Below are 23,147 nucleotides of genomic sequence, written 5' to 3' on the forward strand. Positions count from 1 at the left end.
CCCTTAAATTAAGGGTTAATAAATTAGCAATCTCATATTTATACAAAATCATTTGTCTCATTTTGAGATTCCTTTTATTTAGTCTCAATTTGAGACAGCAATTCCTTTACACTTATATTGTATTTTTTTATCTTTCTATAAATAGTAGCTCTACTCAAATTTAACATTTCAGCTGCCTTCAATATATTACCCTTGGCTATTTTTAGTGCTTCTCTTATGTTTTTTTCTTCAATAACTTCAATTGGAAAGACTGTAGTATTATTTTCCTGTTGTGCATTACTATTTTCACTTATATTTTCAGGGAAATACTCTTCGATAATTACTTTGCCTTCCGTAAGGTAATACGCCCTGTCGATAACATTTTGTAACTCTCGAACATTTCCTGGCCAGTTGTAATTCATCAATCGTTCTATAAACGATTCGCTTAAAACCTTATAATCTGAAACGCTTAAAGCATTATATCTATTAAGTCGTTCTACAAACACTTTAGCAAGAAGTTCAACGTCTCCTTTTCTCTCTTAAAGGAGGAATGTTTATTTTTATGACATTTATCCTATAATATAAATCATTTCTAAAATTCTTTTTATTCACTTCTTCACTTAAATTCCTATTAGTTGCCGCAATAACCCTTACATTCAATTTCTTTTCCTCAGTACCGCCTACCCTTACAATTTTATGGTTATCCAGCACTCTTAAAAGTTTAGATTGCACCTCATAGGGCAACTCTCCAATTTCATCTAAAAATATCGTTCCATTGTCAGCAAGTTCAAATTTACCAGGTTTGCCTTCTTTATTTGCCCCAGTAAACGCTCCTCTTTCGTACCCAAAAAGCTCACTTTCTACTAATTCTCGTGGTATAGAAGCACAGTTTACTGCAATAAATGGTCCTTTTGAACGTTTACTATAGTTATGTATTGCTTGCGCAAAAAGTTCTTTACCTGTTCCACTTTCACCCTCTATAAGGATATTGCAATCACTCCTCGCAGCTTTTTTAGCAGTTTCTATGATTTTTTTCATATTTTCATCATTTGTGATTATATCTTCAAATGTATAACTCGCTTTAAATCCTGCTAATTTATTAACAACATTACGAACATATTTCTCTTCTCTAAAAGTTATAACAGTACCTATAATTTTTCTGTTAGCTACTATAGGAACAGCATTTATACGACATGGTATTTTTTGGTTTCGACCATAAAAAACACATTCAACATCGTAATAGGGTTCTGTCTGACTTAGTATATCTTCAATTATATCCACATCTTCAAGTATGGACTGTATATGCATGCCTATAATTTCCTTCTTTGAAATATTTAATATCTTTAATGCTATTTCATTAACCCTCTGAACAACAAAATTATGGTCCATTATAAGCATGCCTTCGTGAATAGAATCAAAAGTAGCGTCTATAAGTTTATGAGATTTGATAAGCGCAAGTTGCTTTTCAATAGAACAAGCTCCAGCAAGTACAATACCTAAATTATGTGGATGTGCGTCTTCTTTTAATCCAGTCATATCAAGGCATCCTATAATATTGCCGTTTTCATCATGAATAGGTGCTGCAGAACATGTGGCTATGTGATGGGTAATGCAATAATGTTCGGCTCCCACCAGTTGTATAGGTTTATTAAGTCTTAAAGCCAAAGCAATCGCATTAGTCCCCACTGCCTCTTCTGTCCATAAAGCCCCTTCAACAAAGTTTAATTTTCTCGTCTCTCCCAGTATACTATCATCGCCAATTCTGTCAATAAGATAACCGTCCCTGTCCACCAGAACAAACAAAAAACCCGAGCCAGTTACTTGTTTATATACATTTTCCATAATAGGATGTGCAACAGATATTAAATCCTCATTTTGCCTCAACCTTATTTTCATGTTATCTTCATCTAATATTTCTCCAACACCTCCAAAAGGGTCTACACCGTAGAACTTACAAAGCTCCCATGACTCTCTAACCTCTTCTTTAACACCTTCAGTAATTACCCCCTCATTAACGTATCTCCACCAAGCCCTCTCCATAAAAGATATAAAATCTTTCATGACACTCCCCCTTAAATCATTTTAAAATTCTCCTCAAGCAAAAACAAAGGCTTAAAAACTAAGCCTTTGTCACCTTCAACCCCTCGTCAGCATGATAAGAACTTCTGACTAAGGGGCCAGAAGCTACGTATTTAAAACCTAATTCATATCCTATCTCTTCATATCTCTCAAATTGCTGTGGAGTAACATATTCTGCTACTTCTATATGTTTTGCTGAAGGTCTCAAATACTGTCCTATAGTCATCATGTCACAATCAACACTTCTTAAGTCTTTCATAACTTGTATAACCTCTTCTTCTGTTTCCCCAAGCCCCACCATAATTCCTGACTTAGTAAGAATATAAGGGTCTAGTTCTTTTGACTTTTTTAAAAGGTTTAAAGACCTTGAATAATCAGCTTTTGGCCTCACTTTTGAATAAAGTCTAGGCACTGTTTCTATATTGTGATTTATTATATCTGGCTTGGCTTCTACTACTTTAGCAATAGACTCCTCTTTGCCCATGAAATCAGATACAAGTACCTCGACTGTAACTCCTGGCAATTTTTTAAGTTCATAGATTGTCTTTGCAAAATGTGATGCCCCACCATCCGGCAAATCATCTCTTGTAACACAAGTAACCACCACATGCTTTAATCCTAATTTTTGAGCAGCCTCAGCTACTCTTCTCGGTTCATCCTCATCAAGAGGCTGAGGATGGCCTTTTTCTACCGCACAAAACCTACAGTTTCGTGTACATATATTTCCCATAATCATAAAAGTAGCTGTCTTTCTCGCAAAGCATTCCCCCATGTTGGGACAATTGGCACTTTGACAAACTGTGTTTAAAGACATACTTTTTAAAAAAGCTTCCATCCTGTTTAAATCTTCGTTTAATAGCCTCACTTTGAGCCATTCAGGCTTTTGCATTATCAATCACCGCCAATCTATCTAAAGTTATCTCATTAAAGTGTATACCAAATACTTCACTAAATTTATCAACCATTTTTTCTTTTACTTTTTCTATGTCTTCATTTATTCCAAGTTTTTGCATAGAAGTAACTCCAAACTCAGTAATGCCGCAGGCATTTATTAAGCCAAAATATGAAAGGTCAGTATTTACATTAAAGGCTATTCCATGCCAAGTAATCCAGCGCCTAACAGCGATACCTATGGCGCATATCTTTTCATCTCCTACCCATACTCCGGTGTATTTAGGCTTCCTTTCCGCTTTTATACCATACTCCTCCAGGAGTTTTATAATCGTCTCTTCTAATTTATAAACAAAAAGATGAACATCTTTTTGCCACTTTGCCAAATTAAATATAGGATAGGCAACTATTTGTCCTGGCCCGTGAAAAGTTATTTTACCTCCCCTTTCTACTTTATAAAGCTCCGCTTTTTTCATAAGTTCCTCTAAAGGCACAAGGATGTTTTCGTCAAAACCACCTGAAACTCCTATAGTATATACTGGTGGATGTTGAAGCAATATAAGAATCCCGTCCGTCTCGCCCTTTTTAACTCTTTCAAAGGCTTTAAGCTGTATCTCTTTTCCTTCCATATAAGGTACAATTCCCAGTTTTAAAACTTCTCCCTTTCTCAACATAATCACTCCTTTAACTTATCCTTTAGAGATTTCCTTTTCTTTTTTCTTGCCATTTGATTTTTAGTTTTCTATATTCTACCATATTCTCATTAAATCTAGTACGATTTGTTTGTCTTCTTCGCTTAGAAAAATAAGTTTAGTCTGTATTGTTAGCATGTCTTTTACCACCTCTTTGTCCATAAATCCTGGCTGCAAATGTAGTGACTATTCTATCAAGTCTTCTGCTAGTTCTTTGTTTACATCTTCTTTATTTTCTTTTCCATTTAAAACTATAAGTTCTACTCCAAAACTTTCCATGAAAAATTTAAGATATTCAAAACCGAATCTTGCTAGTCTATCAGGATATTCTATTACAACTTTTTCAACTTCTCCTCTTTTTATTTTGTTCAGAAGTTTTAATAAACCTCTTCTATTTTCGTTTACCCCACTTGCTATTTCGGATATAACCTCATACTGCCAACCTTGAGAATTGGCATATTCTTCTAGCTTTCTAATCTGATTTTCAAGATATTCCTCTTGTTTTTTTGTAGATACTCTTGCATATAAAACTACTTTCGGTTTCGGTTTTTCTTCTATCATACCCAATAATTTTTCTATATCTCTTTTCTGTATCTTCTTCTCCCTTTTGGTGTTCTAACAAAAGTTTTAAACCTTTCTTTTCCCAGTGTATTAGTGTTCTTCTGCTAATATTATATATCTCTTTAACTTTTTGCACAGTTAATACATCCATAATCACCTAATTAAAATTATATCATTTTGCACTGTCATTTCCAACTGTTGTGACCTCCTTTTTGAGTGTATTTGATGCTTGATTTATCTTCTTATTTATTTCTACATTTGACCTCAAAAATCCTTCTTTCATCATTGTCAATAACATGTCAATTCTATTCAACAATCATTATGCATATATTTTAGCAAAGGGAGGGAAATTTATGGACAAGATTGTGACTAAAAAAGATGAGGATTTTTTACAGTATCTTTATCTTAAAGATAGAAAAATCCTATTGAACACTATAGAAAATGGAAAAACAACAGAAGAAATCATTGTAAAAGACTGTTTAAGTGATTTTGACGCTTGTTACGATGAAGAAGGAAATCTAAACCTGATATACTTTAATTCACAAGGAGAAATAATTTTTTTAATTCAAAAGAAAGAAGGATGGGTAGGGAAAGCTTTATACACCTATAAAGATAAAAAAACGTATATAAGCAATTTTAGCCTCTTTATAAAAAATAAAACACTTCACATATTTTTCACAATCAGTAATTCTAATAATCCTAGAGAAGTCCATTTAATACACCAAAAATGGGCCAAAAATTGGAAGGGCAATAATATAGCTGTTATAAAAAATATTTCTTTCACCCCTTTTTATGACTTATTCATTGATGAAGAGGAAAATATTCATTTAATTTATGTTACAAAAGAAAAAAATAAGAACCAACTTTATTACCTTTACTACGTAAAAGATAACTGGTCGCCAAAATTTCTAATTTCAGAAGCAGAAGGAATATTCTATCCTACAATAACGGTAAATTCGCAAAAAAATGTACATACCTTATGGGTAGAAGAAGATATAATTCAAAAAATAAAATATAGAAAGAAAACCCCTGGAAGCTGGCCAAAAGGCAGTTGGGGTAGTCCTATAACTTTGGCTTATTCTACAAATATTAAAAATTGCTATATCTCCCTTTTAGAAAATATTTTATGGTGCACTTACCTTCAAAACGATAGCTTTTTTGCCACCATGTCCTCTGATGGAGGAAATAGTTGGTGCAAGCCTTTTAAAATTCCTCCTTCTTTTTCTGAATACAACTTTTTTAAGTTAAAAAGCCCAATAGACAAATTTCAAAGCAATTATTTATTTATAAACGATAACGGAGAAGTAATTCCTTCTTTGCAATACAAATTAACCAGGAAAAACGGAGAAAAAGATTCTTACTTCACTTTTTATATAAAAGAAGTTCAGGAGTATTTAAACATCCTAATAAAAAAACTGGAAACTATCAAGGAGGAAAAAACAAGATTAGAAGAGGAACTAAGCAGAAAAAATGTTGAAATTACAATAAAAAACAAAAATATAGCCGATTTACAAGAATTATTAAAACAAATAAATGATGAAAAAATGAAAATTGCCCTTAAAGCGGACAATTACAATACAATGGTAAATAGTTTGATAAGAGAAAATGAAAATCTTAAAAAACAAATAAAAGATTTGCAAAATCAAATAATAACCTTAAACAGCAAGCTTGAGACTCTTCAAAATGTTACTACTTTTCAAAAAATAAAAAGTATATTTATAAAAAGCGACTAATATTAAATAATTTTGACTATTTTATATCCTGCAGGAATTCTCTCTATTTCGTATATCCCCTTATAAGGAATGTTGAGCCTTTGCAAAAGGTTTTGTACTACTCGCAAAGATTCTAATCCAAACTTGAGAGAATGGCTGCAGCTTTCCGTAATACTTCTAGGAGTTGGTACAAACTCCACCGGAATATTGTTTTTCTTTAATATCTTTTCTGCCATTAAACCATGCTGATAAGAGTAAAAGACAATCAATCCATATTTCACTATTACCACCTCAAAATTAGTATATTCCAACAAAACAAAAGTTGATACAACGTTCCTACCTTACCATAAATTACTTGAAGGAATTTACAGCTGTCTGTAGAATATATGATTTTGAGGAGGTAATAAAAATGAAAATAAAATCAATAATAGCAGTATTAATAGCAATAACTATAATTTTTTCTTTAAATCCTGCCAGTGCTTCAATTTTTTATTCTTATGGATATTTCACTAAAAATACTGTAGCAAATAATTCAATAAGGTTTTCTGATTCAAAGAACTTTATAACTATAAAACAACCAGTTTCTTATAATGTCACAGCTAAACAAACAACCTCAAACCCACCAAATGTTTCTAATACCATTACTAGCAATGGTTCTACTTCGCAAAATAAAGGAGTAACATTTCCAACAACAAATATTTTTCTTTCTCAAGAAGAAAAAACTTTAGTAGAATTAATAAATCGAGAAAGAATAAGCCGCAACTTGAATCCTCTTCAAATAGATGAAAATCTTTGTAAAGTCGCCAGACTAAAAGCAGAAGACATGAAAGAAAACGACTATTTCTCTCATACTTCTCCAACCTACGGCTCACCTTTCAACATGATAAAAAATTTTGGAATAAATTACTATTTGGCAGGTGAAAATATAGCTTTAAATTCCAATGTTATAAAAGCTCACTATTCCTTGATGAACTCAGAAGGACATAGGGCAAACATTTTAAATCCTTACTACAATAAGGTTGGAGTGGGAATAGTAAAAAATAGGGAAGGCAATGGGATAATAGTTGTTGAAATGTTTATTAAAGATTAAATCCGGGGTTTCCCCGGATTTAATCTTTTTCCATAAACACTTTATAAGCTTTATAAGCCATATATACATCCACTTTAGAGGACAATTCATAAGGAGCATGCATGCTTAATAAGGCAATACCACAGTCTAAAACTTCCATTCCATAATTTGCAGCATATTGTGCTACTGTGCCGCCGCCTCCCATGTCAACTTTGCCCAGCTCACCTGTCTGCCATATTACTCCCTTTTCATTGAAGAGTTTTCTAACTTTGCCTACAAACTCCGCATTTGCATCATTTGATCCTCCTTTTCCTCTTGAACCAGTATATTTGGTTACACAAACCCCTTTCCCTAAATAAGCAGTGTTTTGCTTTTCACTAACTTCTGGATAAGTAGGATCAAATGCAGCATTTACATCAGCAGATAGCAATTCAGAATTAGCCAAAACCCTTCTCAATTTGATATCTGTGCTTCCTTCATATTTTTCTAATATCTCTGCAATAGCATTTTCGAAAAATCTTGATTGCAAACCAGTATTGCCCATACTCCCAATCTCTTCTTTATCAGCAAATATCGCAACAGCCGTCTTCTCTGGCACCTCAAGCTCAAGAATTGCTCTTAAAGAAGTATAAGCGCAAACCCTGTCATCTTGACCATAAGCCCCAATCATACTTCTGTCAAAACCTATATCGCGAGGCTTATAGGCAGGCACTAATTCTAACTCAGCACTTAAAAAGTCCTCCTCCACTATGCCATATTTTTCATTTAAATATTTCAAAATATTAGGTTTCACGCTGACTTCCTCAGAAAGAGGAATGCTTCCAATTACAGCATTTAATGCTTCTCCTGTAACCACTTCTGCTGCTTTTTTCTCCATCTGGTCTTTCCCTAAGTGAGGCAATAAATCTGTTATGTAAAGGACAGGGTCATTTTCATCTTCTCCCACTACAATGTTTATCTTCTCACCGTTTGCTTTGACAATTACTCCATGGAGAGCCAAAGGAATTGTCACCCACTGGTATTTTTTAACACCGCCATAGTAATGGGTTTTAAATAAAGCCAAGCCGCCATCTTCATACATTGGATTAGGCTTTAGGTCAATTCTCGGAGAATCAATATGGGATGCTACCGCCTTTATCCCCTTTTGCATTGACTCTTTACCAATTACAGCTAAAACTACTGATTTCCCCTTGTTGTTGTAATACACTTTGCTGCCCGGCTTTAAATTTGTAACTTTTTCAATATTGATAAAGCCATTCTTTTCTGCTATTTCTATAATCTTCTCTGCCGTTTCTCTTTCTGTCTTACATTTTGTCATAAAGTCTTTGTAGTCTTCTCCAAACTGATAAACTTTTTCTTTTTCCTCATCAGAAATTTTTGTCCATGCATCTACGTTTTTGTAACCTAAACGCTTTTCAATTTCCTTTAAATCTTTTTCTTCCAATGAAATTACCCCCCCGTGGTTTTTTGTATGGATGACACTCTGTATCAACAATATGATACGCTTTTTTTGTATAAAAGTCAAATTTAGCCTTATAAAAGATTAGTTTTGTAAAATTGTCTCATTTTTAAGCATATAAATAGCAGCTTGAGTTCTGTCCTTCACATCTAATTTTTTGAAAATATTGTAAACGTGGTTCTTGACAGTTTTCTCGCTTAAAAATAGTTTTTGTGCAATTTCTTTATTGCTATACCCTTTAGAAATAAGTTTAAGAATCTCTATCTCTCTTGGTGTGAGGTCTTTTTTCAAGTTTTCATGGTCTATGTTGTCTATTTCTTCCATTAAAGAAGGATGAATATAAACTCCTCCATTGTAAATAGTCCTTATCGCTTTTATTAAATCGTCATATTCCGCATCCTTTAATATGTACCCTTCTACTCCTAATTTAAGCGCTTCTAAAAGATACTCTCTGTCATTGTAAATAGTTAAAAACAACACTTTACTTGGATGTTTTTCTTCTTTTAACATCTTTGCTGCCTTTATACCATTCATCACGGGCATATTCACATCCATAAGTATTAAATCAGGCATAAATTTCTTTGCAAGTTTATAAGCCTCTTCCCCATTCGAAGCCTGAGAGATAACTTTTATATCATTTTCCATTTCAATAAGCTGGACTAATCCTTTTCTTATCAAGGCATGGTCATCAGCCACTAATAATCTGATCATCCTCAACACCCCTTACAGGTATAGAAATATAAATTTGAGTCCCTTTATTTTTAAAACTGCTTATTTCAAATTTGCCATTTAAAATTTCTACTCTTTCCTTCATGCCCATTAGACCATATCCTTGCCCAATATTTTCTTTATCAAATCCAGTGCCATCGTCTTTGATAATTATGCTGATAAATCGCATGCCAAATTCAAATTTAACAGAGGCATTTTTCGCCCTAGAATGCTTTTTTATATTTGTAAGAGCTTCTTGAATAACCCTAAAACAGGTTATCTCAATCTCAGGACTGAGTCTTTTATAATCTGATAAAACAGTAAAATCAACAGCAATGCCCGTTTCTTCTGAAAAATTTTTTATATACCTTGAAAGAGCAGGAATAAGTCCTAAATCGTCAAGAGCTGAAGGTCTTAAATCGTATATTATTTTCCTCACTTCTTTCAACGACTGCTGCACTATATCTTTTAAATTTTTGAGCTCCACTTTCGCCTGTTCAACATCTTTAGTTATCAACCTTTCACAAAGCTCAGACTTTAAAAGCACATTTGCCATAGCTTGTGCGGGACCATCGTGAATTTCCCTTGCAATTCTTTTTCTTTCTTCTTCTTGAGCCTCAATAATTTTTACGCTCAAAGCTTGCTTGTCCTTTAACTGTTCAAACCGCATATTCATTTCTTTCAAATCACTGTTTAAATAATTAAGAGCTATATTAATTTGTGATGCAAGTTTTTCAGCTTTTTCTATAATGGCTTTGGTATCCAAAAGTTTCCTTTCTAATTCATTCCTTTTTTCAATTAATTCTTTTTCCTCCCGTCTTTTTAATGCCAACTCTATTTGTGCTTCTTTTGCCTCTTCATAGGCTTCTTTTATAGCTTGCTCAGAGAGGTGGCCAAATTGTTTGCTTACGAATGCCAGCTTTAACCTGCACTTTTTTTCTCTTCTCTCACACAGTTCTACTTCTTTTATCACATTTACAACTTGGACTTTTAGCTCTTCTAATTGCCCTTCTAACTTTCTCGCTTCTTCTTTTGCTTTTTCTAAAATATCAAAAATTTGCTCCTTGCTGTTTTCAATCACTTCAATAGTTTTTTCTACGATATTATCTAATCGCTTTTTATAAGCAACTTCCATGTTAAGACTCATGTATTTCACCTCCTGAGCCTCACTTCTTTTATAATTCGACAAAGAACAAAAAAATCCTGCATTTTAAAGAAAAAATTGCTAAGGTAAAGAAAAAAAGCAAAAAAAATACCCTTCTCGGGTAATCTTTATCTTTAATTGGTGGAGATGAGGAGATTCGAACTCCTGACCCCCTGCTTGCAAGGCAGGTGCTCTCCCAACTGAGCTACACCCCCACATATCACACGTTTTTTATTATACCACATCCTTTTAAAAATTCAATAGCTATTTTTGTATTTCTACTTTTGAATTTGGTGATTGAGGTACAGGAATCGTAAATTTGTCGCCATTTACATCCACATAGCTGGCAGGCACATCTCCTACTATTATACTTTCTGCTATTGGCATGTGAAGTGTAACTGCTACTTTATCTGATGCTAATGGTGCAATTATGCGTATTGTAGTTTGTATGTCTAAATATATTCTATGCCTTGTCTGATTTATCCCTGCAGGTTCAAACTCTGAACTAAAATCCACATCCACTGCTCCCACAGGCAAAAGCCCAATTTTTATTTTAGGTCCTACATTTGCAAATAAATCACTGGAAAACACAGAACCTAAGGGAATTTTGGCATGCAAAGGTCCTATATTGTTTAAATTTTCCTTGACTTCTTTTGTTATCTTGGCAGCTAAAAGATTCATCTCAATAGTATTTGCTTGAAGCATAGATACCTTGCCATTGTTATCAGTTCTCACATAGATTAAATCTTTATACTCTATTCCTTTTAACACTTTTTCATTTATAGCATCATTTATAGTATTTACAGCTGTTTCTTTTGCTAAAGTTTCACTTACTGCTATAATAGCCGGTTTTAATCGATATTCTGTAAAATAGTATAAAATCACAAATAAAACAACTATGTAAATCAAATATATGTAAAACGAATTAACGCGCCTCAGTCCCCATTTTTTCCTTTTCAAGCAAAACACCTCCCCTATATTTTATGTTAGAGGAGGTGTTTTGGTTACTCATTTTTTATTTTTTTATAAAAATCATGTTCTGTCATAACAGATATCCCATTTTCCTTTAAAATCCTTGTGGTAATTCCATTTCCATCTATCAAATTTCCTGAAAAAGTGCCATCGTAAATTTCTCCACAGCCGCAAGAAGGGCTTTTAGCCTTAAAAATTGCCTCATTTATCTTGTACATTTTAGCAATTTTTAAAGTCTCATAGGCTCCTCTATAGAAATTTTCTGTAACCTCTTCTCCTTCAATGTTAAAAACCTTATCACCTTTTATCTCAGAGGGTAAACGCGGAGTTGGAAGTCCACCTAATTGCTCAGGACAAACTAAAATAGCCTTCCCTTCTTCTACTAATCTTTTTATTTCTTCTTTTTCATTGTTTCCCCCATCGTATTTACAGTTAACTCCGGCAAGACAAGCACTTACCAAATACATTTTACCATCCCCTATTTATCAGCTAATTCTACTATAGTAACGCCGTCTCCTCCTTCACCGTATTTACCTAATCTAAAAGATTTAACATGCTTATTGCTTCTTAAAAATTGTGATATCCCTGTCCTTAACACCCCTGTACCACGTCCGTGAATAATTGTCACCTCCTTAAGTCCGGCTAAATAAGCATCGTCTATATATTTTTCCACCTCTAATAAAGCATCGTCAAGGTTTTTACCTCTTACATCTATGGAAGTGCTTATAGATTGAGACTTTTCGTGTACAAATTTGCTGTAGCCTTTTTTTACTTCCTCATCTTCTTTCTCCTCTGCTACCCTCAAATTACTTATATGAACTGTCATCTTTAAAATTCCTGCCTGTATTTCTACATTTCCCGATTTGTCAGGAAGAGAAAGTACAATCCCATTTTGGTCCAAAGGTACTATATAGACTGTCTGTCCCTCTTTTAAATTATCAGGGATTCTGCTGTAGTGAGCCTCTTTAGGTTTTAAAACTTCTTCTTCTAATTCTTCTAAATTTTTCTTTAATTCTTCTCTTACTTCTTGTATTATCCTGTCTTTATTTTGTGTGCTTTCTTTTGCCTCTTTTATTTTTTTAATTATTTCCTCGGCGGTAAATTTCGCCTCTTGTATTATTTTTCTCGCCTTTTCTTTCGCCTCTTTTAATATTTTATCCCTTTCACTTTGCAATTTTTTCTTTTCTTTTTCTAATTCCTCTTTTAAAATTTCTACATCTTTCTTTAAAAAAGCTATTTCTTGATTTGCCTTTTCCAATTCCCTTCTTTTACTTTCGACGTCTGCAATTATGTCTTCAAATTTTAAAGCTTCTCCTGAAATATACTTTCTCGCATTTTCTATTATTTGCTGAGGAAGTCCTAATCTCTTGGATATTTCAAAGGCATTGCTTTTGCCAGGAAGGCCTATTATAAGTTTATAGGTAGGCTTTAAAGTTTCAACATCAAATTCCACACTGGCATTTTCTACTCCTGGTGCTTTTAAGGCATACTGCTTTAGCTCACTATAATGGGTAGTAGCTATTGTCTTCGCACCAATCTTATGCAAGGTATCAAGAATACTCATAGCCAAAGCAGCACCTTCTATAGGGTCTGTACCTGCCCCTAATTCATCTAACAAAACAAGGCAATTTTTGTTTACTTTTTGGAGTATACTTACAATATTCGTCATATGAGAAGAAAAAGTGCTTAAGCTTTGTTCAATACTCTGCTCATCTCCTATATCCACAAAAACTTCCTCAAATATTGAAACCTGTGACCTTTCTTCCGCAGGAATATTAAGCCCCGCCATTGCCATTAAAGTTAAAAGTCCCACTGTTTTTAAAGTTACAGTTTTCCCACCTGTATTAGGGCCAGTAATGACTAAAGTATTAAATTGGTCTCCTATATATATATCTATAGGGACAATTACTTCCTGATTTATGAGAGGATGCCTTGCTTTTTTTAAATTAATATATCCCATTGTGTTTAGCTCTGGCCTTACGGCTTTTAGCTTTAAAGAATATTTAGCCTTAGCAAATATAAAATCTAAGTCTGAAACTATTTCAATGTCATCAAATAAAATTTGTGAATACTTTTTGACCTCTTGAGAAAGCTCAAGAAGTATCCTCTGTATCTCTTGTCTTTCTTTTAGTTCCACTTGTCTCAATTCGTTGTTTAAGTCAACCACTTGCATAGGTTCAATAAAAAGAGTAGCACCACTGGAGGATTGGTCGTGGACGATACCTTTAAAAGTGCTGCGATATTCTTGTTTTACAGGTACAACATATCTTCCCTGTCTTACAGTTATAATAGGCTCTTGCAATTCTTTTTGACGGGTAGAAATTATCGAATTCAATGTCGCTCTTATTTTTTCATTTATGCTTGATTTCTGCCTTCTTAAAGATTTAAGCATTGGAGAAGCATCATCTGCTATTTCATCTTCTGAAATTATTATATTTTCAATCCTTTTTTCCAAATCTTTTATTGGTAAAACTTTTTTATCGTATTCTTTTAACCTTACAAATCTATCACTTTCTTGAAGATTTTTAAAATAGCCTTTTATTTGGCTTACCAAGTTAAGAAATTTCTTTATCTTTAAAAGCTCTTGGTTATAAAGCACGGAATCTATTTGTGCTTTTTTTATATAATCCCTTATGTCCTCAAAAGCAAAAGAAATACCTCCATAGGAGGAAATAAAGCTAATTGCCTCATTCAGTAAATCTAATTCCCTCTCTATTTCCTCTATGTCTTTTTTTATGACAATATTTGAAGCTTTTTGTTTGCCTAAATCCGAATCACAATATCCAACAATAAACTCCACTATCTTGTCAAATTCAAGACTTTTTATTGCTCTACTATTAATTCCTCTCACCATCACAAAACTCCTCTGTAAAAATGTCCTTTTGTATATTTTCCTTCTAAAATTTCAATTTCATTCCCTTTTAAAGCTTCAATATGCATTTTTAAAACTTTCTCTATTTCTTCATCTTCTTCTATTGTATCATGTATCCTCAAAAAAGAAAGTCCAGCTTGTTTAAGCTCCTTTATGCTTAACATTAAAAGCACATCTGCGTTTAAAATCTGCATCCTGCAAAAACCATTGCTTTTAAGAGGCATTAATTTGCCTTTTCTGTCTTTTAGAAAATAATAACCTTTTTCACACCTTTCTCTGTCACAGCCTACTAAATTTCTTATTGGACAATATTCCATTGTCATAAGAGGCAGTCTACCATATATTAAAGCTTCAAATTTTACATCACTTCTTTTGGCAATATCTTTAATCTGCTCCAGCGTAAGTTCATAAGATAAAGTCACAGCGTAAGGTTTAAAGTAATCTACAGCTAAATTGTTGAAAATATTCAAAGGATAATCTATAAATATCTCAAAGTCATAATTTTTTGCAATATGATAAAGCCCTAAATTTGAAACCAAAATTTTGTTTATCCCCATATCTTGTAAAAATTCTAATTGAGGCTTTATTCTTTTTATCTCTTCCCTCAATATAGAAGGGAAAGCAGCTATAACCGTTGTCTTTGAATCTTTTGTCAGTTCTAAACCTTTTTTTAAAAGTTTTATATCAAGCTTGTAATTGAAATAGACGTATTCTATACCCAATTGGCTGGCTATCTTCAAGTGCTCAACTTTATCAGTATAAAAAGTTAAACTTACTTCTTCCTTTTTCTCCTTGAAAGAAGGCAGAATAAAAAAGGTATGCTTTTCTTCTCTTTTATAATAGTCTAACTTTCTCTTTTCTAACATTTCTATTGCTTTTCTTCGCGCCTCTTTTATTCCCTTTACAGACATGTAAAGGCCTTTTTCAACTACTACCTCTATTTCTTCTACGTAGAAGGCTGTATCATTTATTTGAGTAAGTTTATCCTTCAAAAAATCTTCATCAATAGAAACTTTTTCTGCTATCTGACTTATTTCATCACTATAAGCTTCTACTGTACGAATTCCTTCTTGTATCTTTATATACAAAGGTTTGCCTTTTTTTAACTCCGCATAAATTTTTATAGGAATCTTCTTGGAAGGTAAGTTTTTCAGCTTGTCATTTAACAATGCATCATAAGTTTTATTTAATATTTCTCCTTCTTTTACATAAAACTTAAGGGGTAGTTCTATTATGTCTCCTTCATAAGCTCTATCTACCTTCTTCCCATTTTTAAATATTATTTCAACTTTTTGTCCTTTTTCTCCTTTTTCATCAGAAATTCCATCACCTTTTGCGATATCCCTTAAAAGCCTCAGTTTTGAAGTTTTTGAAGTTACACTTATCACTTCTGCAGCAGCAACTCCCGTGTTTTTAGGGGAAATATAACTCATTTTAGAGGGTTTAACTCCAAAAAGATAGCCAGTAGAAAATCCTCTATTAAAAATTCGAGACATCTCTTCTATAGCTTTACCTGAATCAAAAGCTTTGCTCTCATAAAAACTGTCAATAGCTTCTCTGTAGGCTTTTACAACCGAAGCGACGTACTCGGCATTTTTCATCCTACCTTCTATTTTAAAAGAAGTGATTCCCGCCTCAATGAGTTTTGGTATATGTTCTATAGTACATAAATCCGCCATACTCAAAAGGTGTAAATCCTTTTCTAAAACTTTTCCCTCTTTATCTACAAGAGAATACTTTAAACGGCAGGGTTGTGCACATCTTCCCCTGTTTCCGCTTCTTCCTCCTAGTATACTACTCATAAAGCACTGTCCGGAATAACTGACGCAGAGAGCTCCATGAACAAAAACTTCTATTTCAATGTTAGAATTTTGAACTATATCCTTTATTTCCTTTAATGTAAGCTCTCTTGATAAAATAACCCGTGAAACTCCCTTTTGAGCTAATTCTTGTACTCCTTCTAAATTATGAACTGTCATTTGAGTACTGGCATGAACTTTTAAATCAGGATAATTTTCTCGTAAAAACTTTAATACTCCCATATCCTGCACTATAACTGCATCAACACCTATAGAATACAAAAAATCTAAATAGTTCACCAGCTTTTCAAATTCTTCATTCGCTACAAGGGTATTTACAGTAACGTATACCTTGACATCTCTTAAATGGCAGAATTCTACAGCAGATTTTAAATCATCATAGTCAAAATTGGTTGCATAAGCTCTTGCACCAAAATTTTTTCCTCCTAGATACACTGCATCGCATCCTGCATTAACTGCACTCGTTAAAGCCTCATAATCTCCTGCTGGAGCTAATAATTCAACTTTTTTCATCCAATCACCTTTACTTTTCTTCATCAAAAGTTTCTATAAACTGCCGAAACTCTTCCTCTGTCTCTAAAAGCTGTTGTTTAGTTTTAGTAAGCTCCTCCTCTAATTGTTTTATATAGCGATTTTTTTCTTCTAATTCTGCTTTTAAAGAAAGCAATTCCTTTTTGATAGCATTATTTTCTTCTTTTGCAATAAAAAGTTCATCTGCAATATTTAAAGACGACAAAAGTAGTAGTTGCATTTGTGATAACTTTTCGTAGTTTTGGAGCAATTCTTTAATTACATTGTCTACATAATTGGCAAGTTTTATTACATGCTCTTCAGGATAATCAGATTTTAAAATATATTCATTCCCATTGATAATCACGGTAACTTTATTTAACTCCACAAAAACATCCCCTTAATCTTTTGTTATTTTATTTACTTCTACATTAAAGTGCAATTTCCTTCTTAATTAAAATAAAAGATAAAAAAGGCTGTAAAATAGCCTTTTTTATCTTAATTTGGCTCCTAATTTTTTGTCAAGAGCCTCTACAATGTTGTTGTGAATTACATTTACCTCTTCATCTGTCAAAGTCCTTTCATAAGACCTGTACCAGATAGAGAAAGCAACGCTTTTTTTGCCTTCAGGGATGTTAGGACCTTTATAGACGTCAAACAATTCGACTTTATCTATAAGTTTTCCTCCTGTTTCAAGTATAACTTTTTCCACATCTTTTACAAAAATATCTCTATCTACTAAAACTGCTATATCCCTTTCTACAGCTGGATACTTGGGAAGAGGCATGTACTTCTTTTCTACATTAGCATATTGTATTACTTTATCTAAGTTTATTTCTCCACCGTAGACTCTAACAGGTATGTCGTAATTTTCTAAAACATCAGGGTGTATCTCTCCAAATATACCTAATGTTTCGTCACCTAGGAGAATTTTTGCAGACCTTCCTGGATGATAGGAAGGATCTTCTGCCCTTACATATTCTACTCCTTTTATACCCATTACTTCAAAAAGTGCTTCTATTACTCCTTTTAATGAGTAAAAATCCACATCTTTCCCGTACATTCCTATTGCAATAGTCTTTATTTCCTGTGGTAATTCTTTTAAGGGTAATTCTTTTGGCATAAAGACTTTAGATATTTCAAAAACTTTGAAATCTTGTACTTTTCTACTATAGTTGGTATAAGCTACATTCAATATAAAAGGCAGTAGAGTAGTTCTCATAAGGCTTTGGTCTTCTCCCAAAGGATTTATAATTTTAACTGCTTTCCTCAATGGACTGTCTAAAGGCACATTGATTTTATCTAAGTCTTTGCTTCCCATAAAAGATATCGTAACTATTTCATTCAATCCGCAAGCCAACAGCACTTCTTTTATTTTTTCCTCTAATTCCTGTTCTTTTGTCATTGCCCCCAATGTCGTTTGAGCGTTTTTCATTAAGCTATCTTGTATGTTGTTGTATCCAAATAACCTCGCTATTTCTTCTGCAATGTCTGCCTCCATTGTCACATCTCTGCGAAAATGCGGAACTGTTATCTCAAGGTCATCGCCTTTTTGTAGAACTTTAAACTCTAAAGACTCCAATATTTCAATCATTTGATATGTCGGAAGCTCTGTGCCTAAAAATCTATTAATCCTGTGAGGATTTACAGTTAAAACTGTTTTTTCAATTGGCTTTGGATACTCGTCCACAAGCCCTTTTAAAACTGTACCACCACAGTATTTTTCCATAAGCTGTGCTGCTCTTTCACAAGCTAAAACTGTAATCTCTGGGTCTAAACCTTTTTCAAATCTTGAAGAAGCTTCACTTCTTAAACCCAATTTCTTAGAAGTATGCCTTATATTGCTTCCTTTAAAATTAGCACTTTCTATTAAAATATTTACAGTAGTGTCAGTTATCTCCGTATTTTCTCCTCCCATTACACCTGCCAAACCTATAGCTTTCTTCTCATCAGCAATAACCAACATTGAGCTGTCTAAAGTTCTCTCTTTTCCATCCAATGTAACTAATTTTTCTCCTTCTTTTGCCCTTCTCACAATTATACGCTTGTTTTCAACTTTGTCCAAATCAAAAGCGTGTAAGGGCTGACCTAATTCTAACATCACATAGTTTGTAACATCCACCACGTTATTTATAGGTCTTATTCCCGCTTTCAAAAGACGCATCTGCATCCACATAGGAGAAGGACCTATCTTCACATTCTTAACGACCCTTGCCACATATCTAAAGCATAAATCCGTAGCCTCAATAGTCACTTTTGCAGGATTTTGTTCTTCGCTTTCATTAACTTCTACCACTGGCATTTTAAATTTTTTCTTAAAAGTCGCAGCTACCTCTCTCGCTATTCCTACCATTGACAAACAATCAGGTCTGTTGGGCGTTATCTCAAATTCCAATACATCGTCTTTTAGCTGAAGAGCTTCATTTATATCCATTCCTAATGGAAAAGGTGGTAATATAAAAATTCCGTTTCTTTGATATTCTGGCAGCAGGCTTTCATCAAGTCCTAGCTCTTCAGCAGAACACATCATGCCATTGGATTCTATTCCTCTTAATTTGCCTCTTTTTATCTTAACTCCTCCAGGAAGAGTTGCGCCATGAAGTGCTACTGGTATGTAATCCCCCACTTTAATATTTTGTGCTCCGGTTACAATTTGTAGTTTTTCAGTGCCTACATCTACAATACCAACTAACAATTTATCAGCATTAGGGTGCTTTTCTAATGAAATAATTTTCCCTACCACCACATTTGAAATTTCTTTCCCATAACTTGTTATAGTCTCTACCTTTGACCCTGACATAGTAAGGCCTTCAGCAATAATTTTCGCATCTTCATCTATGTCAACAAACTCTTTCAACCACGAAAGTGACACTAACATACGACCACCCCTTTAAAACTGTTGTATAAACCTTAAATCATTTTCAAAAAGAAGTCTCAAATCTTCTATTCCGTATTTCAGCATTGTAATCCTATCTATCCCCAATCCAAAAGCAAATCCACTGTATTTTTCAGGATCAATACCAGACATTCTCAAAACATTAGGATGTACCATGCCTGCACCTAAAATTTCAATCCAACCAGTATAACCGCAAACTCTACAACCTTTTCCACCACAAGCAAAACAGCTCACGTCCATTTCTGCACTGGGTTCTGTAAAGGGAAAATAATGAGGTCTAAATTTGGTTTGAGTGTCTTCCCCAAAAAATTTCTTCGCAAATATATTTAAAACTCCTTTTAAATCTCCCATTGTTATTCCTTCATCTACTACAAGCCCTTCCATCTGATGAAATACTGGAGAGTGAGTTGCATCTATCTCATCAGACCTATAAACCCTTCCAGGAGATATAACCCTTATTGGAGGCTTATTTTTCTCCATAGTCCTTACTTGTACCGGGGATGTTTGAGTCCTCAAAAGTATATCAGAAGTCACATAAAAGGTATCCTGCAAGTCTCTAGCTGGATGGTCCTCTGGAGTATTTAATGCCTCAAAGTTGTAATAAGTAAACTCTATTTCTGGCCCTTCTGCAATAGAAAAGCCTAATCCTAAAAATATCTTTTTAATTTCATCCAATACTTGTGTCATGGGATGTTTGTGACCGTACTCATAAGGTTTACCCGGCATAGTTATGTCTATGTACTCACTTTTTATCCTCTTTTCTTTTTCTAATTGGGCAATTTTATTTTTTGTTTCTGTGAGTAAACCCTCAATTTTCTCTCTAACTTCATTGGCAATTTGACCAATTACAGGTCTTTCTTCAGGCTTTAAACTTCCCATTCCCCTTAAAATTTGCGTCAATTCGCCTTTTTTACCTAAGTATTTAACTCTTAAGTTTTCAATTTGCTGTAAACTATCAGCTGACAGAATTTCTTTTTGTGCATCTTCATAAAGCTTGCGCAACAATTCTTCCATCTTTAAACCAACCCCTCTTTTAGTGTATTAGTTAATAGACTTGTGCAAAATTCAAAAGCCTTCATTTAAGCCATTCTACAGACATACTTTTTTCCTATCACTCTTGAATTTTTTATCTTTTATGTAGGATTTCCCCTCCCATTTGTCGAATTATTATATATACCGCATGAAAATATTTTTTAAGGAGGGGGAAATCCTACATGTACCAGCTTCAATTACTTTTAAATATACCTGAACTCTTTACTTCTCTGTCTAAAATTGATTTCTATTCTTCTATGTTTAAAAATCTAGACTTGTCTTCAATACCTGAATTCCCTTCCTCTAGTCCTGGCCGTAAGGGTTATTCTCATCATGCAATGTTTAGAGCTTTTATTGTTATGAAAGCTGAAAGATTCGGTACAATTTCTGACCTTTTAGATTATCTCCGCAATAATCTTATCATTGCTCATCTTTGTGGCTTTAACATCCTTAAACCTCTTCCTTCTTATTGGACTTTCCGCCGTTTTATTAATGAGTTCTCTCATGATTATTTGACCTCTATCTTTCAAAATCAAGTCAATATCCTCAAAAATATGGGCATTATCTCTGGTGAGTTTATTTCCATGGACTCTACCCCTATTAAAGCTAACACTAAGTTAAATAACCCTAAGTCTTTTTCTAAAAATAAATTCTCTAAAGATAATCAGCCTAAGTCTGATAAGGATTGTAAATTAGGCGTTTATTCTGCTTCTAATGATTCTTCTAATAAACGTTATAAGTTTTATTGGGGCTATAAAAATCATATTATTGTTGATGCTATCTCTGGATTACCTATCGCTGAAACTACTACTCCCGCTGATGTCCCTGATTTTGAAGTTGCTTTGTCTTTACTTGAAAAGACTAATAAGTGGTTTAACCTTAAGTATGTTAATTTTATTGCCGATAAGGGGTATGATGTTAAGAGAGTTTATAATTTTGTTAGAGATACTCTCCATGGTCATTGTTTTATTCCTCTTAACAAGCGTAATTCTAAAAGTCCCCCACTGACTGATGATGGTTATATGGTTTGTGAAGCAGGTATTAAAATGCTCAAAGACGGCAAGCAGTATTTTGATGGTTTTATTAAGCAAAAATTTGTTTGCAAGTTCTGTAATTCTAAAGATGACTCTGCCTGCCCTATAAAGCATCCTAAATATTTTAATGGCAAAAAGCATAGAGGCTGTACTAAGTATGCTATTATATCTTCTGATTATAGGTCTTCTATTAATAGAGACTCCCTATATTTTAAGGCTGTCTATAGACTAAGAGTAGAATCAGAAAGATATAATTCTCGATTTAAAGCTCTAGATTTTGAAAAGGCTTATGTTAGAAATATTAATTCTGTCAGCAACCTTAATACTTTTGGCCATATTACTTTGCTTACTGTCGCTATTGTAGCTATTAAACTGGGTAAATTTGATGAGTTTAAGTCTCTTGTTGCTTTAATGCAATCGGCTTAACTTTTGCTGAATTTAGCTCATGCCATTTTTTAACATTTGACTTCTACAGGATATTTATGCCCTTCTTTAGCTCCTCTTTTTGTCTTTTCTTTTCCCTTACCACTTCCTTTATGTTTGATTGTCAGTGTTGATTACTATATATTGTATGTCATACATATTTTGGTTTTTGTTCGTGATTATTTTAATTAATTTTGCACATCCCTAGTATTAGTTAAAATAAAAAATCCTCCGTCAATAGGACGAAGAATCCGCGGTACCACCTAAATTAGCATTTTATAAAAAATGCTCACTCATTTGGATAACGGTATGACCGGCAATGCCTACTATTAGTTCAGCACGCTGCTCCGGAGGGAACTTTCCATTATCTACTTAACGATAACACTCTCAGTCTACGGTGTTATCTCCCTGTGATTTTCGATAATGTACTTTACTCCTTCATAGCATTTTGAAATATTTTTTTAAGATTATACCATCCTAATTATTTTTTATCAACCTCTGCCTTTGAGATTCGTATAAAAATATACTAGCAGCGATTGAAACATTTAAAGACTCTGCCTCCCCTGTCATAGGTATTTTCACAAAGTCATCAACCAGATCTACAACACTGACACCTTTTGCTTCATTTCCCAAAACAAAAGCTACTTTATCCGAAATATTGCATTCATGAACTAATTTTTGAGCTTTTAAGTGAGTTGCAAAAACTTTTATTCCTCTTCGCTTAAGTTTTAACAAAATTTGTGAAGTAGTAGCTATGACAGGAATGTGAAAAATAGAACCCATAGAGGCTCTTAAAACCTTTGGATTAAAAATATCCACACAGTTGTTTATAGTAAAAATAGCACTAACCCCAAATGCATCAGCCGTACGTATTATAGTACCTAAATTTCCTGGGTCTTGAATATTGTCTGCTATAACATATACACCCTTTTCTTTTATATACGTATTTTCTTCATATTTTGGTATTTTTATAATCGCCATCACCATTTGTGGAGTTACTGTATCACTTATTTTCTTAAAGATTCTTTCAGTAGTATGTGCAATTTCAAAATCACCTTTGGGAATATCTATTTTAACCCCTTCCCCCATAACTATGTACTCTATTTCAAAGTCACTTTTTAAAGCCTCCAATACACTTGTAGTACCCTCTACAAAAAACAGTCCTTCTTCGTATCGGCCCTTTTTGTCTTTTAGCTTTTTTATTTTTTTATAAGGTCATTGTTTTCACTCGTAATTAACATTTCAACCACTCTTTTACAAAATTAGTTAAAGCAAAAGGCCATACAAACTGGCC

The 23,147-nt window shown here is 33.5% G+C and carries 19 protein-coding genes, 1 tRNA gene, 3 pseudogenes and 1 other annotated feature; of the genes and pseudogenes, 3 read left to right on the forward strand and 20 right to left on the reverse strand.

Annotated elements, in window-relative coordinates:
- Positions 1-74: 74 nt before the first annotated feature.
- The 7 genes and pseudogenes from THEWI_RS15805 to THEWI_RS14225 all read right to left on the reverse strand — a co-directional run bounded on the left by THEWI_RS15805 (position 75) and on the right by THEWI_RS14225 (position 4,515).
- The gene (locus tag THEWI_RS15805; RefSeq protein ID WP_244262192.1) at positions 75-485 is read right to left on the reverse strand and encodes an AAA-type ATPase lid domain-containing protein; all 411 of its coding nucleotides are present in this window, start codon (positions 483-485) and stop codon (positions 75-77) included.
- Between the two features lie 13 nt (positions 486-498).
- Positions 499-2,040 (reverse strand): sigma-54-dependent Fis family transcriptional regulator, encoded by a 1,542-nt coding sequence (locus THEWI_RS08120; protein WP_014063067.1) that lies wholly within the window; start codon positions 2,038-2,040, stop codon positions 499-501.
- A 58-nt stretch (positions 2,041-2,098) separates the two neighbouring features.
- The gene (gene lipA, locus THEWI_RS08125; RefSeq protein WP_003870171.1) at positions 2,099-2,947 is read right to left on the reverse strand and encodes a lipoyl synthase; all 849 of its coding nucleotides are present in this window, start codon (positions 2,945-2,947) and stop codon (positions 2,099-2,101) included.
- Positions 2,934-3,620, reverse strand: a complete 687-nt coding sequence (gene lipB, locus THEWI_RS08130) for a lipoyl(octanoyl) transferase LipB (RefSeq protein WP_041589220.1) — start codon at positions 3,618-3,620, stop codon at positions 2,934-2,936. The genes lipA and lipB overlap by 14 nt, the downstream gene beginning before the upstream one ends.
- An 81-nt stretch (positions 3,621-3,701) precedes the next feature.
- A pseudogene (locus THEWI_RS15590) lies at positions 3,702-3,779 on the reverse strand (transposase); the annotation flags it as partial.
- Positions 3,760-4,353 (reverse strand): annotated as a pseudogene (locus tag THEWI_RS08135) (IS607 family transposase). The pseudogenes THEWI_RS08135 and THEWI_RS15590, both read right to left, overlap by 20 nt.
- A 21-nt stretch (positions 4,354-4,374) precedes the next feature.
- A complete protein-coding gene (locus THEWI_RS14225) occupies positions 4,375-4,515 on the reverse strand; it encodes a hypothetical protein (protein ID WP_156786936.1) in 141 nt (46 codons plus the stop codon).
- A 40-nt stretch (positions 4,516-4,555) separates the two neighbouring features.
- Between THEWI_RS14225 and THEWI_RS08140 the strand changes: the two genes are divergently transcribed.
- Positions 4,556-5,935: a coiled-coil domain-containing protein gene (locus THEWI_RS08140; RefSeq protein ID WP_014063069.1), complete on the forward strand. Its 1,380-nt coding sequence runs from the start codon at positions 4,556-4,558 to the stop codon at positions 5,933-5,935.
- A gap of 2 nt (positions 5,936-5,937) precedes the next feature.
- Here THEWI_RS08140 and THEWI_RS08145 read toward each other — a convergent pair whose 3' ends face one another.
- A complete protein-coding gene (locus tag THEWI_RS08145; RefSeq protein ID WP_014063070.1) occupies positions 5,938-6,195 on the reverse strand; it encodes a putative Se/S carrier protein in 258 nt (85 codons plus the stop codon).
- A 128-nt stretch (positions 6,196-6,323) separates the two neighbouring features.
- Here THEWI_RS08145 and THEWI_RS08150 point away from each other — a divergent pair, with 128 nt between their 5' ends.
- On the forward strand, positions 6,324-7,004 hold the full coding sequence (locus THEWI_RS08150; RefSeq protein ID WP_014063071.1) for a CAP domain-containing protein: 681 nt from the start codon (positions 6,324-6,326) through the stop codon (positions 7,002-7,004).
- 19 nt (positions 7,005-7,023) lie between these two features.
- Here THEWI_RS08150 and THEWI_RS08155 read toward each other — a convergent pair whose 3' ends face one another.
- The 11 genes from THEWI_RS08155 to pheS form a co-directional block, all read right to left on the reverse strand.
- On the reverse strand, positions 7,024-8,427 hold the full coding sequence (locus THEWI_RS08155; protein ID WP_014063072.1) for an aminopeptidase: 1,404 nt from the start codon (positions 8,425-8,427) through the stop codon (positions 7,024-7,026).
- Between the two features lie 99 nt (positions 8,428-8,526).
- Entirely contained in the window at positions 8,527-9,153 is a 627-nt protein-coding gene (locus tag THEWI_RS08160) for a response regulator (protein WP_004401880.1), read from the reverse strand.
- Positions 9,131-10,297: a sensor histidine kinase gene (locus THEWI_RS08165; protein WP_014063073.1), complete on the reverse strand. Its 1,167-nt coding sequence runs from the start codon at positions 10,295-10,297 to the stop codon at positions 9,131-9,133. The genes THEWI_RS08160 and THEWI_RS08165 overlap by 23 nt, the downstream gene beginning before the upstream one ends.
- Before the next feature lie 136 nt (positions 10,298-10,433).
- Positions 10,434-10,509: transfer RNA gene (locus tag THEWI_RS08170), tRNA-Ala, on the reverse strand.
- Positions 10,510-10,558: 49 nt separating this feature from the next.
- Complete coding sequence (gene yunB / locus THEWI_RS08175; RefSeq protein WP_004401883.1) at positions 10,559-11,254, reverse strand: sporulation protein YunB; 696 nt, start codon at positions 11,252-11,254, stop codon at positions 10,559-10,561.
- A gap of 44 nt (positions 11,255-11,298) precedes the next feature.
- On the reverse strand, positions 11,299-11,733 hold the full coding sequence (locus tag THEWI_RS08180; RefSeq protein WP_003870999.1) for a 2-thiouracil desulfurase family protein: 435 nt from the start codon (positions 11,731-11,733) through the stop codon (positions 11,299-11,301).
- An 11-nt stretch (positions 11,734-11,744) separates the two neighbouring features.
- A complete protein-coding gene (locus THEWI_RS08185; protein ID WP_014063074.1) occupies positions 11,745-14,120 on the reverse strand; it encodes an endonuclease MutS2 in 2,376 nt (791 codons plus the stop codon).
- Positions 14,120-16,471: a U32 family peptidase gene (locus THEWI_RS08190; protein WP_014063075.1), complete on the reverse strand. Its 2,352-nt coding sequence runs from the start codon at positions 16,469-16,471 to the stop codon at positions 14,120-14,122. Before THEWI_RS08190 ends, THEWI_RS08185 begins: the two co-directional genes overlap by 1 nt.
- A 10-nt stretch (positions 16,472-16,481) precedes the next feature.
- Positions 16,482-16,856, reverse strand: coding sequence for a cell division protein ZapA (locus THEWI_RS08195; protein ID WP_003867245.1), 375 nt, complete (start codon positions 16,854-16,856; stop codon positions 16,482-16,484).
- A 105-nt stretch (positions 16,857-16,961) separates the two neighbouring features.
- On the reverse strand, positions 16,962-19,346 hold the full coding sequence (gene pheT, locus THEWI_RS08200) for a phenylalanine--tRNA ligase subunit beta (RefSeq protein WP_041589221.1): 2,385 nt from the start codon (positions 19,344-19,346) through the stop codon (positions 16,962-16,964).
- Positions 19,347-19,358: 12 nt separating this feature from the next.
- Positions 19,359-20,378: a phenylalanine--tRNA ligase subunit alpha gene (gene pheS / locus THEWI_RS08205; protein WP_004401887.1), complete on the reverse strand. Its 1,020-nt coding sequence runs from the start codon at positions 20,376-20,378 to the stop codon at positions 19,359-19,361.
- Positions 20,379-20,578: 200 nt separating this feature from the next.
- On the opposite strand from pheS, the gene THEWI_RS08210 reads away from it, so the two are divergent.
- Positions 20,579-21,856 carry a transposase gene (locus THEWI_RS08210; RefSeq protein ID WP_014062090.1) on the forward strand — a complete coding sequence of 426 codons (1,278 nt, stop codon included), beginning with the start codon at positions 20,579-20,581 and terminating at the stop codon, positions 21,854-21,856.
- 232 nt (positions 21,857-22,088) lie between these two features.
- Positions 22,089-22,304, reverse strand: a binding site (T-box leader).
- Between the two features lie 26 nt (positions 22,305-22,330).
- Here the strand turns inward: THEWI_RS08210 and THEWI_RS08215 are convergent.
- Positions 22,331-23,094: pseudogene (locus THEWI_RS08215) on the reverse strand (TrmH family RNA methyltransferase).
- Positions 23,095-23,147: the final 53 nt, after the last annotated feature.

It is taken from the genome of Thermoanaerobacter wiegelii Rt8.B1 (assembly GCF_000147695.2).
GTDB classification, from domain to species: domain Bacteria; phylum Bacillota; class Thermoanaerobacteria; order Thermoanaerobacterales; family Thermoanaerobacteraceae; genus Thermoanaerobacter; species Thermoanaerobacter ethanolicus.